This window comes from Streptomyces sp. NBC_01214 (assembly GCF_026340975.1).
Classification (GTDB): Bacteria; Actinomycetota; Actinomycetes; order Streptomycetales; family Streptomycetaceae; genus Streptomyces.
Map to the genome: position 1 here is coordinate 1,403,297 of NZ_JAPEOS010000002.1, position 13,262 is coordinate 1,416,558.

12 protein-coding genes are annotated in these 13,262 nt (G+C 70.7%); 6 read left to right on the top strand and 6 right to left on the bottom strand.

Annotation, left to right across the window (positions count from 1 at the left end):
* Positions 1–146 precede the first annotated feature (146 nt).
* The 4 genes from OG594_RS31390 to OG594_RS31405 form a co-directional block, all read right to left on the bottom strand.
* Positions 147–824 (bottom strand): response regulator transcription factor, encoded by a 678-nt coding sequence (locus OG594_RS31390; RefSeq protein WP_266605469.1) that lies wholly within the window; start codon positions 822–824, stop codon positions 147–149.
* Complete coding sequence (locus OG594_RS31395) at positions 821–1,897, bottom strand: sensor histidine kinase (protein ID WP_266606650.1); 1,077 nt, start codon at positions 1,895–1,897, stop codon at positions 821–823. Before OG594_RS31395 ends, OG594_RS31390 begins: the two co-directional genes overlap by 4 nt.
* A gap of 86 nt (positions 1,898–1,983) precedes the next feature.
* Positions 1,984–2,673: a glycerophosphodiester phosphodiesterase gene (locus OG594_RS31400; RefSeq protein WP_266605471.1), complete on the bottom strand. Its 690-nt coding sequence runs from the start codon at positions 2,671–2,673 to the stop codon at positions 1,984–1,986.
* Between the two features lie 36 nt (positions 2,674–2,709).
* Positions 2,710–3,735 (bottom strand): adenosine deaminase, encoded by a 1,026-nt coding sequence (locus OG594_RS31405; protein WP_266605473.1) that lies wholly within the window; start codon positions 3,733–3,735, stop codon positions 2,710–2,712.
* A gap of 110 nt (positions 3,736–3,845) precedes the next feature.
* Between OG594_RS31405 and OG594_RS31410 the strand changes: the two genes are divergently transcribed.
* Positions 3,846–4,556, top strand: a complete 711-nt coding sequence (locus OG594_RS31410; protein WP_266605475.1) for a DUF4190 domain-containing protein — start codon at positions 3,846–3,848, stop codon at positions 4,554–4,556.
* A 10-nt stretch (positions 4,557–4,566) separates the two neighbouring features.
* Here the strand turns inward: OG594_RS31410 and OG594_RS31415 are convergent, their stop codons facing one another.
* Complete coding sequence (locus OG594_RS31415; RefSeq protein ID WP_266605477.1) at positions 4,567–6,156, bottom strand: TROVE domain-containing protein; 1,590 nt, start codon at positions 6,154–6,156, stop codon at positions 4,567–4,569.
* A 490-nt stretch (positions 6,157–6,646) separates the two neighbouring features.
* A complete protein-coding gene (locus OG594_RS31420) occupies positions 6,647–7,201 on the bottom strand; it encodes an NADAR family protein (RefSeq protein ID WP_266605479.1) in 555 nt (184 codons plus the stop codon).
* 194 nt (positions 7,202–7,395) lie between these two features.
* Here OG594_RS31420 and OG594_RS31425 point away from each other — a divergent pair, with 194 nt between their 5' ends.
* The 5 genes from OG594_RS31425 (at position 7,396) to OG594_RS31445 (ending at position 13,259) form a co-directional block, all read left to right on the top strand.
* Complete coding sequence (locus OG594_RS31425) at positions 7,396–8,913, top strand: gamma-aminobutyraldehyde dehydrogenase (protein ID WP_266605481.1); 1,518 nt, start codon at positions 7,396–7,398, stop codon at positions 8,911–8,913.
* Between the two features lie 69 nt (positions 8,914–8,982).
* Entirely contained in the window at positions 8,983–10,233 is a 1,251-nt protein-coding gene (locus OG594_RS31430) for a spermidine/putrescine ABC transporter substrate-binding protein (RefSeq protein WP_266605483.1), read from the top strand.
* A 145-nt stretch (positions 10,234–10,378) separates the two neighbouring features.
* Positions 10,379–11,527: an ABC transporter ATP-binding protein gene (locus tag OG594_RS31435; protein WP_266605487.1), complete on the top strand. Its 1,149-nt coding sequence runs from the start codon at positions 10,379–10,381 to the stop codon at positions 11,525–11,527.
* Entirely contained in the window at positions 11,524–12,453 is a 930-nt protein-coding gene (locus OG594_RS31440) for an ABC transporter permease (RefSeq protein ID WP_030008611.1), read from the top strand. Before OG594_RS31435 ends, OG594_RS31440 begins: the two co-directional genes overlap by 4 nt.
* Complete coding sequence (locus tag OG594_RS31445; protein WP_030718627.1) at positions 12,453–13,259, top strand: ABC transporter permease; 807 nt, start codon at positions 12,453–12,455, stop codon at positions 13,257–13,259. The genes OG594_RS31440 and OG594_RS31445 overlap by 1 nt, the downstream gene beginning before the upstream one ends.
* The last annotated feature ends 3 nt before the right edge of the window (positions 13,260–13,262 follow it).

Genomic DNA, 13,262 nt, shown 5'->3' on the forward strand with positions numbered 1-13,262 from the left:
GTGTGCTCCCCCTGTGAGGTCATCGGCGCCGTCTGCCCCGATGACCTCAATGCTCCAGGTCAGAGGGGTAGTTGCGGATCACCATCCAGAGGGGTCTTCACCGGTACGACAACTACCCGGCGCGGGGGAGGCGACACGCCGACCCCTCACTCCCCAGAGGGAGTACCCGCCGCGATCAGGCCCGTCTCGTACGCGCAGATCACCGCCTGGATCCGGTCCCGCAGCCCCAGCTTCGCCAGCACGTTCCCCACGTGGGACTTCACGGTGTGCTCGCTCACCACCAGCGACGCCGCGATCTCCGCGTTGGACAGGCCCCGCCCCAGGTGCAGCAGCGTCTCCCGTTCCCGCGCGGTCAGCACCTCCAGCCGGTCCGCCGGCAGCTCGGGCCGTGCCGCCGCCCCCGTCACCGCCGTGTACTCCTCGATCAGCCGTCGCGCCACCGACGGCGCGAGCAGCGACTCGCCCGCCGCCACCACCCGTACCGCGTGCACCAGGTCGTCCCGCCGCACGTCCTTCAGCAGGAACCCGCTCGCCCCCGCGTGCAGCGCCTCGTACACGTACTCGTCCGAGTCGAAGGTCGTGAGCATCACCGTGCGGCACGCGCTCCCGGCCGAGATCGCCCGGCAGGCCTCGATCCCGTCCAGCACCGGCATCCGGATGTCCAGCAGCGCCACGTCCGGCGCGAGCCGGGCCACCGCCTCCACCGCTGCCGCACCGTCCCCCACCTCCGCCACGACCTCGATGTCCTCCTGGACGTCCAGGATCATCGCGAAGCCGCTGCGCACCAGCTCCTGGTCATCGGCCACCACCACACGGATCGTCAATTCCCCACCTCCAGCGGCGAGGTTACAAGGGACACCCGCACCGAGTACCCGACCCCGTCCGGGCCCGGGCCGGACTCGGCCGTTCCGCCGTGGGCCGCCGCCCGCTCGCGGACGCCGATCAGCCCGTGCCCGCCCGAGGCGCCACCCGGTCCCCGGCCGTCGTCCGTGACCGTCACCGTGAGCGTTCCCCGTCCGTACGCGAGCGTGACGTCCGCCGCCGATGCCCGCGCGTGCTTGACCACGTTGGTCAGGGCTTCCTGCACCACCCGGTACACGGTCGCCTCCAACGCGGCCGGCAGCTCGCGCACCGCGCCGGTCCGTTCGTAGGTCACCCGCAGCCCGCTGGCCCGTACCCGGTCCACCAGCTCCGTCAGTCCGGAGATCCCCGGCTGCGGGCTCCGGGGCGCGGCTGCGTCGGTGCGCAGCACACCCAGCATCGCGCGCAGCTGCGCCATTGCGTCCCGCCCCGTCTCCGCGATCGCTTCGAAGGCCGCCTCGGCCCGCTCCGGGGCCCTGCGCACGGCCACCGGTCCGGCCTCCGCCTGCACGATCATGATGCTGACCGCGTGCGAGAGGATGTCGTGCATCTCCCGCGCGATCCTGGCCCGTTCGCGTGCGGCAGCCTGCTCCGCCTCGATCCGGTTGGCCCGCTCCAGCTCGGCGGCGCGGGCCAGGGCGGCCTCGGTGTAGGCCTGCCGCGCGTGCTGGAGCCGTCCCAGGGCGTAGGCAGCCGCCGAGACGAAAAGCGTGAACAGCAGTTCCCGCGCCGTCCCCGTTTCCCAGCCCACGGACGCGGCCACCACGACCACGGCGGCCAGCGCCACGGTCACGCGCACCCGCAGGGTGCACTGCAGCGCGACCGTGTAGAAGGCGATGAGGCCCGCGTACGGCAGCGGTTGCCCCGGCCCGTCGACGGCGACCTGGTAGATCCCCCCGACGGCCAGGTTCGCCGCCAGTACCACCACGGGTGCCCGGCGGCGCCAGATCAGGGGCAGCACGCCGGCCGTGGTCATCGCGTACGAGAGCCAGGTCACGGGAGGGAGATCGGGCGACCTGGGCACGACGAACGGCATCGTGACGGCCAGCTGCACCAGCAGGGTCAGGCCCAGGTCCTGCCACCGCGGATCGGCGCCGCGGACGCCCTCCCGGAAGGCCCGTATCACCGCCCGAGCCCGGTCCGTACCGCCGTCAGCGCGTCCAGCCGGTTCGTGGTGATCGAGTCGACCCCCGCCGCGACGAGGCACTTCATCGTCCGTTTGGTGTCCGCGGTCCAGGCCGACACCAGCAGGCCGTCCCGGTGGAGCGCGTCCACCAGCTCCCGGCTCACCAGCCCGAAGCGGTAGTTGAGCCAGCGCGGCGCCACGGCGTCGATCAGCGCCCGCCGCGGCGGCGAGAGCGAGGTCCAGGTCAGCGCGATCTCCGCGCCCGGATCGGCGGCACGGACCGCCAGCATCGTGTTCGGGCCCGCGCAGTAGTACGTCTGCTCGCGCGCCCCGCACTCGCGGACCTCGCCCACGACGATCCGCACCGCCTCGGGCGTGGCGCCGGGCAGGTCGAGCATCAGCCGGCCCGACCCGGCGGCCGTCAGGGCGTCGCGCAGCGTGGGAACGCCGCCCAGCGTCAGTCCCTTCAGCTGTGGGGCCGTGACCTCGTCGAGGCGTAGGTCGTGGCCCCACAGCCGCTGGAGCGTCGCGTCGTGGAGGAGGACCGGCACCCCGTCCCGGGTCAGCCGTACGTCGATCTCGACGGCGTCCGCCCCGCGCGCGAAGGCGGAGCGGATCGAGGCCAGGGTGTTCTCACGGACACGGTAGGGATCGCCGCGGTGGCCGACGGCAGTCAGAGTGCTCATGTCCCCATTCTCAGGGGCGCAGTTGCCGGGAACGCGTCAGCGCGCGAGCCATTCGGCGGTGTACGCGCCGATCTCCGCGTTCAGCTTCGCCTTGCCGGCCGGGTCCAGGAAGGAGGCCTCGACGGCGTTCTTGGCGAGCTGCGCGAGCCCGCGCTCGTCGAGGTCGAGGAGTCGGGCGGCCACCGCGTACTCGTTGTTCAGGTCGGAGCCGAACATCGGCGGGTCGTCGCTGTTGATGGTGACGAGCACGCCCGCCGCGACCATCTCCTTGACGGGGTGCTGGTCGAGGTCGGTCACCGCGCGGGTCGCGATGTTGGAGGTCGGGCAGACCTCCAGCGCGATCCGGTGCTCGGCGAGGTACGCGAGCAGTTCCGGGTCCTGGGTGGCGCTGGTGCCGTGGCCGATGCGCTCGGCGCCGAGTTCGCGAATGGCGTCCCAGATCGTCTCCGGTCCGGTGGTCTCGCCGGCGTGCGGGACGCTGCGCAGGCCGGCGGCGCGGGCGGCGTCGAAGTACGGCTTGAACTGCGGGCGCGGGACGCCGATCTCGGGGCCGCCGAGGCCGAAGGAGACCAGGCCCTCGGGGCGGTGGTCGACGGCGAGCCGGGCGGTTTCGGCGGCGGCCTCCAGGCCCGCCTCGCCGGGGATGTCGAAGCACCAGCGCAGGATGACGCCGAGTTCGGCCTCGGCGGCGCGGCGGGCGTCCTCGATGGCCTCCATGAAGGCCTTCTCGTCGATGCCTCGGCGGGTGGAGGAGTACGGGGTGATGGTCAGTTCGGCGTAGCGGATGTTCTGCCGGGCCATGTCGCGGGCGACTTCGAAGGTGAGGGTGCGCACGTCGTCCGGGGTGCGGACGAGGTCGACCACCGACAGGTAGACCTCGATGAAGTGCGCGAAGTCGGTGAAGGTGAAGTAGTCGGCGAGGGCCTCGGGGTCGGTGGGGACCTTCGAGTCGGGGTGCCGGGAGGCGAGCTCGGCCACGATGCGCGGGGATGCCGAGCCTACGTGGTGGACGTGGAGTTCGGCCTTGGGCAGCCCCGCGATGAAGGGGTGCAGGTCGGTCATGGGGGTGCCTCCGGGAGGACGCGGGTGCGGGCAGGTCGGGATTCATCGTAGGCACGCCCGTGACTGTCGGTGGCAGCGCTTAGCATGGCTGTACGAGAGGGGGGCGCCGTATGACCAACAGCAGTCCCGAGCCGCGAGACCCGTGGGCGCCGCTGGAGCGGCCGGCGGTGGAGCTGGGCAAGTCGCAGGGCGGGCAGGGGACGCCGGGCGTGTCGGGCCCGCCGTCCGTGCACGACCAGCCGACGCTCGCCGGGATGCCGGGCGACCAGTTCACCCCGTCCGCTCCGACCCCGATCCCGGCTCCGATACCGACGCCGACGCCGACGCCGATGCCGACCCCGCCCCCGATGACCGGCCCGCCCGCGTCCGCCGCGTACGGGTATCCGGCCCAGCCCGGCTACGGATACCCCGGCGACGCCGGATACCCGGGGCAGAGCGGTCACCCGGGATATCCCGGGTACCAGGGATACCCGGGCCAGGGCGGGTACCCGCCCTACGGGGTGCAGCGCAGCAACGGCTTCGGCATCACCGCGCTCGTCCTCGGGATCCTCGCCGTCGTCGGCTGCATCACCAGCTTCTTCGCGGTCGTGCTCGGGGCGGCCGCGATCGTCTTCGGCGCGCTGGGCCGCGGCAAGGCGACCCGGGGCGAAGCGGACAACGGCGGGATGGCGCTCGCCGGCATCATCCTGGGCTCGATCGGCGTCCTGCTGGGTGCCGTCATGATCGCGATCATATTCGCCGGCTTCATGGAGCGGGGGTCCGTCGACGACTCGCCCTACGACAGCCCCTATGACAACTCCCAGGTGCGCGAGAGGGTCTGACCGGGCCGCCTCAGGAAGCCCACGGCCAGTCGGCGTCGCGGCCGGCCTCGATCAAGGACACCATCCGGAAGGCCCCGTCGGTGAGGCCGCCGAAGGCGTGCCGGTTCGCGGTGCCGGAGGGTGCGTGCCCCACCCGGTAGCCGGCCAGGTTCCAGGTGTAGACCGGAACCGCGGGCGGCACCTCGGTGGTCGGATCGCCGCCGTGGCCGTACGAGGCGGCCTGCTCGTCGGTGACGATCAACACCCGGTCGTGACCGTCGTAGTGCTCCTTCACCGCCTTGGCCGTGTAGGTCCCGCCGAGGTCCCCGAAGCGCTCCAGCACCTTCAGCACGGACTCGCCGCGGCCGTACCGGACCGCCTCGCTGGTCGTACCGAACTGCACCAGGTCGGCCCGCTCGGCCCGCAGCGCCAGCGCCGTTCCGAAAATGGCCGCGGCGTCCGCCCGGTTGAGCTCGGAGCGGTCCGACAGCGGGGACCACATCGACCCGGACCGGTCGACGAGGACCAGGCTCCGGCCCGGCAGCGCCGGTACGTTGGCCAGCGAGTGGCCGAGAGCCTGCTCCAGCGGGTACGACCAGCGCAGCGAGGGCGCGTGCTGATAGGCGGCCAGGTAGCGGAAGGGGAACTGGCGGGACCGGGCGACGACCTCCGGGTCGGAGATCCTCGCCGCGACCTGTGCGGCCACCGCGTCCGAGACCCCGGCCCGGTCGAAGTTGCGCAGGTTGCGCAGGAGCGCCATCGCACCCATGGACGGGATGACCGCCTCCCAGGCGGCCGCGTCCATCGGCCCCTGCAGCCAACCGGCCAGCGACTCCCAGGTCATGCCCGCCGCTGCGAGCCGCTCCGCCCCGTCCGGGGCGGTGATCTGCGCCCGGCGCTCCTGCACCGGCAGCTCCATCAACGCCCGGTGGGCCGCGAGGGTCCGGTTGCCCGCCGGGACCTCGGCGCTCTCCGGGCTGTGCCGGCGGTCGAGGGCATAGCGGAACAGCTCGCCCTGCCAGGGCTTGGCCGGGTCGGGAGAGGCGTGCACGAGGTTGAGGACGTCGCCGAAGCGGTAGGCCTTGGAGTCGGTGTCGTACTTCAGCAGCGAGGTGCCGGAGTAGAGCCGGCGTACGGCGTCGGCGATGCCGCGCTTGACGGGCTTGGGCACGTTGCGCCCGTACGTCGCCGTCCAGTAAGCCAGCAGCTCACCGGGCTCGTCCGCGCGCCGCAGCACGGAGTCGACCACCTGGCGGTTCGAAGGCCCGTCGGTGACGCCCGCGTCGAGCCGGGCCTTCACGTATTCGGCGGCGCCGACGAGCGAGGCGGTCCGCATGTTCGCGTCGCCGCGGAGCCAGCCCAGCAGGCCGGCCGTCCAGGCGGGATCCTCGACGGCGAGGGTGCGCACCAGCGCCGCGAACCGGTCGTCGCGCGCCTCGCCGCCCTCGTAGGCGGTCCGCTGCGTGACGAAGTTGGCGACGGCGAGCAGGAACAGTTCGGAGCGCGGGTCGCGCAGGTGGCCCGGGCCGCCCTGAGCGGTGCGGGCGGGGCCGGTGGAGCGCACCGGCGAAGTGGGCGAGGCGGGCGCCGACTTGGGCGCGCGCTGGTTGAAGCGAGCCATGAGAATCCCCCCGAATTCGATGGAAGCGGGGGAGGCGTTGGGTGGGGGATGCCCGAGATCGGGAGTCGGCGGCGGACTTTATGCCCGACGAGCTGCCTGGCTGCTCCACCGGCCCGTTCCCTTGCGGGTGACGAGCCGGGTGGGATTCGAACCCACGACCTCCGGGTCCCCAGAAGTAACCGTCGCCTGCGCACCGGGCATCCCCCACGCCGGCCTCCCGAGATCAAGGTGGCGGCGGCCTGGGTTTCTTTGCAAAAGAAGGAGCCGCAGCCTGCGCACCGGGAGGTGCGTGACGTAGGTGTCCAGAGATCGAAGTCGGCGAAACCATGAGGTGCTCTACCAACTGAGCTACACCGGCCCGAAGCCGGTGACGGGACTCGAACCCGCGACAGCCGAAGGAGGTCTCGCCTTCACACCTGGACGCTGATCACGTTAGGCGGCCCGTCCGGGCCGCCGCCACACAATTACCCGGGACCCGCGCCGCCGCGCGTCACCCGCCCGTTTCGCGCAGCCGCTCGCGGGCCGCCATGAGGGCGAAGCCCAGCAGGTTCAGTCCGCGCCAGCGCGCCGGGTCCAGGGCGCGCTCGTCGTCGGCCGCCAGCCCGATGCCCCAGATCCGGTCCATCGGGCTCGCCTCCACCAGCACCCGGTTCCCGGTGCCCAGCAGGTACCCGCGCAGCGCCGGGTCGGAGTCGAACTTGTGCACGCTGCCCTCCACGACCAGGGCGAACCGCTCCCGCTCCCATATCGCGTTGTCGAAGCCGCGCACGAGCCGACCGATCTTCTTCGCCTGGGCCGGGCTCTTCGCCTCCACCGCGGCGCGCTCCGCCTCGGGGTCCCCGAAGAGCCGGGCCTTGCCGGCCATCATCCAGTGCTCAGCAGTCGCATATCGGACGTCACCGACGGTGAAGGAAGCGGGCCACCACTGGCTCAGGCAGCTGGGACCGAGCCTGCCGTCCGGCTGCGGCCGGTGCCCCCAGAACGGCAGGTACTTCACCCGTTCACCGCGGCTGACCTGCTTGATCAGTTCGTCCATCATCTCCATGCACGCGAGTCTGGCAGTCGCCACTGACACTTCGTACGGGATTTTCGGTGTGCCTCGACACATGGTCGACCGATTCCGTCGCGTAATCAAAAGGCAACAACGGAATCACTTGGCCGAGGGCATCACCTCTGTCAGGATCGGCACTCAATTCGAGCTGTAGCTCGAACTGTAGCTACGGAGAGCGTGAGAGCGTTATGGGCAACCGCTTCCAGGTCAAAGACCGCTTCGCGGACGGCGCGCAGTACATCGACGGGCGACTGAGGTCCGGCACCTCCGGACAGTCACACACCGTGGTCGATCCGGCGACCGGCGACGAGGTCCTGACCTACGAGCTCGCGAGCACCGCGGACGTCGACGAGGCCGTCGCCGCCGCCAAGAGGGCCTTCCCGGGCTGGTCCGGCGCCACTCCCGGCGAGCGTTCGGACGCCCTGCACCGGCTGGCGGCCGTACTGGCCGAGCAGGCGGAGGACTTCGCGTACGCCGAGTCCCTCCAGTGCGGCAAGCCGATCAAGCTGTCCACGGAGTTCGACGTACCGGGGACCATCGACAACACCGCCTTCTTCGCGGGCGCCGCCCGCCACCTCCAGGGACAGGCGGCCGCCGAGTACTCGGGCGACCACACCTCGTACGTACGCCGTGAGGCCATCGGGGTCGTCGGCTCGATCGCGCCCTGGAACTATCCGCTCCAGATGGCCGCCTGGAAGATCCTTCCGGCGATCGCCGCGGGCAACACCATCGTCCTCAAGCCCGCCGAGCTCACCCCGCTGACCTCCCTGATGTTCGCGCAGGCGGCCAAGGACGCGGGCCTGCCCGACGGCGTGATCAACATCGTCACCGGCGCCGGCCGCGAGGCCGGAGAGCACCTGGTGGGCCACCCCGACGTGGTGATGACCTCCTTCACCGGCTCCACCGCCGTCGGCAAGCGGGTCGCCGAGATCGCCACCGCCACCGTCAAGCGGCTCCACCTGGAGCTCGGCGGCAAGGCCCCCTTCCTCGTCTTCGACGACGCCGACCTGGAGGCCGCCGCGCACGGCGCCGTCGCCGCCTCCCTCATCAACACCGGCCAGGACTGCACGGCCGCCACCCGTGCCTACGTCCAGCGCCCCCTGCACGACGCCTTCGTCGCCCGGGTGGCCGAGCTGATGGAGAGCGTCCGCCTCGGCGACCCCTTCGCGCCCACCACCGACCTGGGCCCGCTGGTCTCGCACGCCCAGCGCGACCGGGTCGCCGCCTTCGTCGAGCGCGCCCGCGCCTACGCCACCGTCGTCACCGGCGGCGAGATCCCGGCCGGGGACCTCGCCGAGGGCGCGTACTACCGGCCCACCCTCATCGCCGGCGCCGCCCAGGACAGCGAGGTCGTCCAGTCCGAGATCTTCGGTCCGGTCCTGGTCGTCCTGCCCTTCGACACCGACGACGAGGGCATCGCGCTGGCCAACGACACCCCGTACGGACTCGCGGCCTCCGCCTGGAGCCGTGACCTCTACCGCGCGAACCGGGCCACCCGCGAGATCAAGGCGGGCTGCGTCTGGGTCAACGACCACATTCCGATCATCAGCGAGATGCCCCACGGGGGCTACAAGGCCAGCGGCTTCGGAAAGGACATGTCGACCTACTCCTTCGAGGAGTACACGCAGGTCAAGCACGTCATGTACGACAACACGGCGGTAGCCGAGAAGGACTGGCACCGCACGATCTTCGGGGACCGTCCGTAACCATCCGCGGCCGACGCCGCGTGGGCCCACCGCCTGACCAGCGGTACACCTCCCGAAAGGGCACAGCGCATGGAGCAGTTCGAGCCCGACCGCCTCTCGGCGGCGCAACTCGCCGCGATGCGGCGCAGCCTCACCACCGGGCGCGGGGCCCTCACCCGCCGCTCGCTGCTGCGCGCCTCCGGAGTCGGAGCGCTCACCCTCGGAGGGCTGTCCGCCCTCACCGCGTGCGGGATCCCGCCCGCCAAACGCGAGGGCGACGCGGCAGTGGCCTCCGACGACCACTCGGCCCAGGAGAAGGAGATCAACTTCTCCAACTGGACCGAGTACATGGACACCAGCGAGGACGAGAAGAGCCGTCCCACGCTGGAGGAGTTCACCAAGCGGACCGGCATCAAGGTCAAGTACACCGAGGACATCAACGACAACGTCGAGTTCTTCGGCAAGATCCGCCCCCAGCTCGCGGCCGGCCAGGACACCGGCCGCGACCTGATCGTCGTCACCGACTGGCTCGCCGCCCGCATCATCCGCCTCGGCTGGGCGCAGAAGCTGGACCCGGCGCACCTCCCGCACGCCTACGCCAACCTGATCCCGCAGTTCCGCACCCCCGACTGGGACCCGGGACGGTCCTACAGCTACCCCTGGACCGGCATCGACACCGTCATCGCCTACAACGAGAAGGCGACCGGCGGCAAGAAGGTCGACTCCGTCACCCAGCTGCTCGACGACCCCTCCCTCAAGGGCCGCGTCGGCTTCCTCACCGAGATGCGCGACAGCGTCGGCATGACCCTGCTCGACCAGGGCAAGGACCCGGCGACCTTCACCACCGCCGACTTCGACGAGGCCATCGGCCGGCTCCAGAAGGGCGTGGACAAGAACCAGATACGCCGCTTCACCGGCAACGACTACACCTCCGACCTCGACAAGGGCGACCTCGCCGCCTGCCTCGCCTGGGCCGGCGACGTCATCCAGCTCCAGGCCGGAAACCCGGACATCAAGTACGCCATCCCGGCCCCCGGATACATCACCTCCAGCGACAACCTGCTGGTCCCCGCCAAGGCCCGGCACAAGGCCAACGCGGAGAAGCTCATCGACTTCTACTACGAGCCCGAGATCGCCGCCCAGCTGGCCGCGTACATCAGCTACGTCTGCCCGGTCGAGGGCGTCAAGGACGAGCTGGCCAAGATCGACCCCGCGCTCGCGGACAACCCCCTGATCGTCCCGGACAAGGCGATGGCCGCCAAGGCCCACGCCTTCCGCTCCCTCACCAGCGAGGAAGAGACGGCGTACGAGGAGAAGTTCGCCAAGCTCATCGGCGCCTGACGCACGCCCGCGGCGAGCCGATCCCGCCGGACCGCGGCGCCGCCCGCCGGACCGCGGCACTGCCGCAGGACCCTCCGGCGGCGGCGCGGACCGGCCCGTTCCGCCGAGCCTTCGACCCCTTGCCCACCCAACCCCGGGATCATCCATGACTGACAAGACCGCGGGCGGCGATGTCCGCCTCTCCGGGATCAGCAAGCACTACGGCACCTTCACCGCCGTGCACCCGCTGGACCTGACCATCCCCCAGGGCTCCTTCTTCGCCCTCCTCGGCGCCTCGGGCTGCGGGAAGACCACCACGCTGCGCATGATCGCCGGCCTGGAGGAGCCCTCCACCGGTACGGTGCACCTCGGCGACCGGGAGGTCACCGACCTGCAGCCGTACAAGCGCCCGGTCAACACGGTCTTCCAGAGCTACGCGCTCTTCCCGCACCTGAGCATCTTCGAGAACGTCGCCTTCGGGCTGCGCCGCCGCGGCATCAAGTCGGTCAAGAAGCAGGTCGACGACATGCTGGAGCTGGTCCAGCTCGGCCAGTTCGCCCAGCGCAAGCCGCACCAGCTCTCCGGCGGCCAGCAGCAGCGCGTCGCCGTAGCCCGCGCCCTGATCAACCACCCGCAGGTGCTGCTCCTCGACGAGCCGCTCGGCGCCCTCGACCTCAAGCTGCGCCGCCAGATGCAGCTGGAGCTCAAGCGGATCCAGACCGAGGTCGGCATCACCTTCGTGCACGTCACGCACGACCAGGAGGAGGCCATGACCATGGCCGACACGGTCGCCGTGATGAACGGCGGCCGGGTCGAGCAGCTGGGCGCCCCCGCCGAGCTGTACGAGAACCCGGGCACCACCTTCGTGGCCAACTTCCTCGGCACCTCGAACCTCATCGAGGCCTCGGTGGAATCCGCAGGCTCCGAGGTCGTCGTCTCCGCCTCCGGCACCACCCTCCGGCTGCCCGCCGCCCGATGTTCGACCACGCCCCGCGCCGGCGGAAAGCTGCTGGTCGGTGTGCGCCCGGAGAAGGTGTCCCTGGTCCCGGCCGAGGAGGAGGACGCCATCGCGACGGGCCGGAACAAGATCACCGGCCGCATAGCCGCCTCCTCCTTCATCGGAGTCTCCACGCAGTTCGTCATCGACAGCCCCGTCTGCCCCGAGCTCGAGGTCTACGTCCAGAACATCGAGCGCGACAGCCGGCTGGTCCCGGGCGCCGAGGTGGTCCTGCACTGGAACCCGGAGCACACCTTCGGCCTCGATGCCGACCAGGACATCGACGCGGGCATCGAGACGGTGGAGGAGAACGCATGACGACCACCGCGGCGCCGCCCCAGGCGCCCGCCTCCACCGAACCGCCGGTGCACAAGCCCTCCGTGCGCAAGCGGCTGGTCCCGTACTGGCTGCTGCTCCCCGGCATCCTGTGGCTGCTGGTGTTCTTCGTACTGCCGATGGTCTACCAGGCCTCCACCTCGGTGCAGACCGGCTCCCTCGAAGAGGGCTTCCAGGTCACCTGGCACTTCGGGACCTACTGGGACGCCTTCACCGAGTACTACCCGCAGTTCCTACGCTCCCTGCTCTACGCGGGCACCGCGACCGCGCTGTGCCTGCTGCTCGGGTACCCGCTGGCCTACCTGATCGCCTTCAAGGCCGGCCGCTGGCGCAACCTCCTCCTCGTCCTGGTGATCGCCCCGTTCTTCACCAGCTTCCTGATCCGCACGCTGGCCTGGAAGACGATCCTGGCCGACGGCGGACCGGTGGTGGCCGTCCTCAACAACATCGGCTTCCTCGACGTCACCAGCTGGCTCGGCATGACCGAGGGGGACCGGGTGCTGGCCACGCCGCTCGCGGTGGTCTGCGGTCTGACGTACAACTTCCTCCCCTTCATGATCCTGCCGCTGTACTCCTCGCTGGAGCGCATCGACACCCGCCTCCACGAGGCGGCCGGGGACCTGTACGCCCGCCCCGCCACGGTCTTCCGGAAGGTGACCTTCCCGCTCTCGATGCCGGGCGTGGTCTCCGGGACCCTGCTCACCTTCATCCCGGCGAGCGGCGACTACGTGAACGCCGAGCTGCTCGGGTCCACGGACACCCGGATGATCGGCAACGTCATCCAGTCGCAGTACCTGCGGATCCTCGACTACCCGACGGCGGCCGCGCTGTCCTTCATTCTCATGGCCATCGTGCTGATCATGGTCACCATCTACATCCGCCGAGCGGGGACGGAGGACCTGGTCTGATGCGCAATCCCCTCACCTGGCTCCGGCGCAACCTGGTCGTCATCGCGGGCCTCGGCACGCTCGCGTACATGATCCTGCCGAACGTCGTCGTCACCGTCTTCTCCTTCAACAACCCCACCGGGCGGTTCAACTACGCCTGGCAGGAGTTCTCCCTCGACGCGTGGAAGGACCCCTGCGGGGTCGCCGACATGTGCGGCTCCCTGTCCCTCTCGCTCCAGATCGCCCTCTGGTCCACCCTGGTGGCGACCGCGCTGGGCACCGCGATCGCCTTCGCGCTCGTGCGCTACCGCTTCCGGGCGCGCGGGGCGGTCAACTCGCTGATCTTCCTGCCCATGGCCATGCCCGAGATCGTGATGGCGGCCTCGCTGCTCGCGCTCTTCCTCAACATGGGCATCCAGCTGGGCTTCTGGACGATCCTGATAGCGCACATCATGTTCTGCCTCAGTTTCGTCGTCGCCGCCGTCAAGGCACGCGTCCTGTCCATGGACCCGCGGCTGGAGGAGGCCGCCCGCGACCTCTACGCCGGCCCGGTGCAGACCTTCGTACGGGTCACCCTGCCGATCGCGGCACCCGGTATCGCGGCGGGCGCGCTGCTCTCCTTCGCGCTCTCGTTCGACGACTTCATCATCACCAACTTCAACTCGGGCAACACGGTCACCTTCCCCATGTTCGTGTGGGGATCGGCCCAGCGCGGTACGCCCGTGCAGATCAACGTCATCGGCACGGCGATGTTCGTCATCGCGGTGCTGGTGGTCCTCGCCGGCCAGATGGTCGGCAACCGCCGCAAGAAGGCACAACCGAAGTAATTC

What these genes read in the sequence shown, in the direction of transcription:
- OG594_RS31415 (WP_266605477.1), bottom strand. Translation starts at nt 6,156, where the DNA reads ATGGCTCGCTTCAACCAGCGCGCGCCCAAGTCGGCGCCCGCCTCGCCC.
- OG594_RS31400 (WP_266605471.1), bottom strand. Translation starts at nt 2,673, where the DNA reads ATGAGCACTCTGACTGCCGTCGGCCACCGCGGCGATCCCTACCGTGTC.
- OG594_RS31420 (WP_266605479.1), bottom strand. Translation starts at nt 7,201, where the DNA reads ATGGAGATGATGGACGAACTGATCAAGCAGGTCAGCCGCGGTGAACGG.
- OG594_RS31395 (WP_266606650.1), bottom strand. Translation starts at nt 1,897, where the DNA reads ATGCCGTTCGTCGTGCCCAGGTCGCCCGATCTCCCTCCCGTGACCTGG.
- OG594_RS31405 (WP_266605473.1), bottom strand. Translation starts at nt 3,735, where the DNA reads ATGACCGACCTGCACCCCTTCATCGCGGGGCTGCCCAAGGCCGAACTC.
- OG594_RS31435 (WP_266605487.1), top strand. Translation starts at nt 10,379, where the DNA reads ATGACTGACAAGACCGCGGGCGGCGATGTCCGCCTCTCCGGGATCAGC.
- OG594_RS31440 (WP_030008611.1), top strand. Translation starts at nt 11,524, where the DNA reads ATGACGACCACCGCGGCGCCGCCCCAGGCGCCCGCCTCCACCGAACCG.
- OG594_RS31410 (WP_266605475.1), top strand. Translation starts at nt 3,846, where the DNA reads ATGACCAACAGCAGTCCCGAGCCGCGAGACCCGTGGGCGCCGCTGGAG.
- OG594_RS31425 (WP_266605481.1), top strand. Translation starts at nt 7,396, where the DNA reads ATGGGCAACCGCTTCCAGGTCAAAGACCGCTTCGCGGACGGCGCGCAG.
- OG594_RS31445 (WP_030718627.1), top strand. Translation starts at nt 12,453, where the DNA reads ATGCGCAATCCCCTCACCTGGCTCCGGCGCAACCTGGTCGTCATCGCG.
- OG594_RS31430 (WP_266605483.1), top strand. Translation starts at nt 8,983, where the DNA reads ATGGAGCAGTTCGAGCCCGACCGCCTCTCGGCGGCGCAACTCGCCGCG.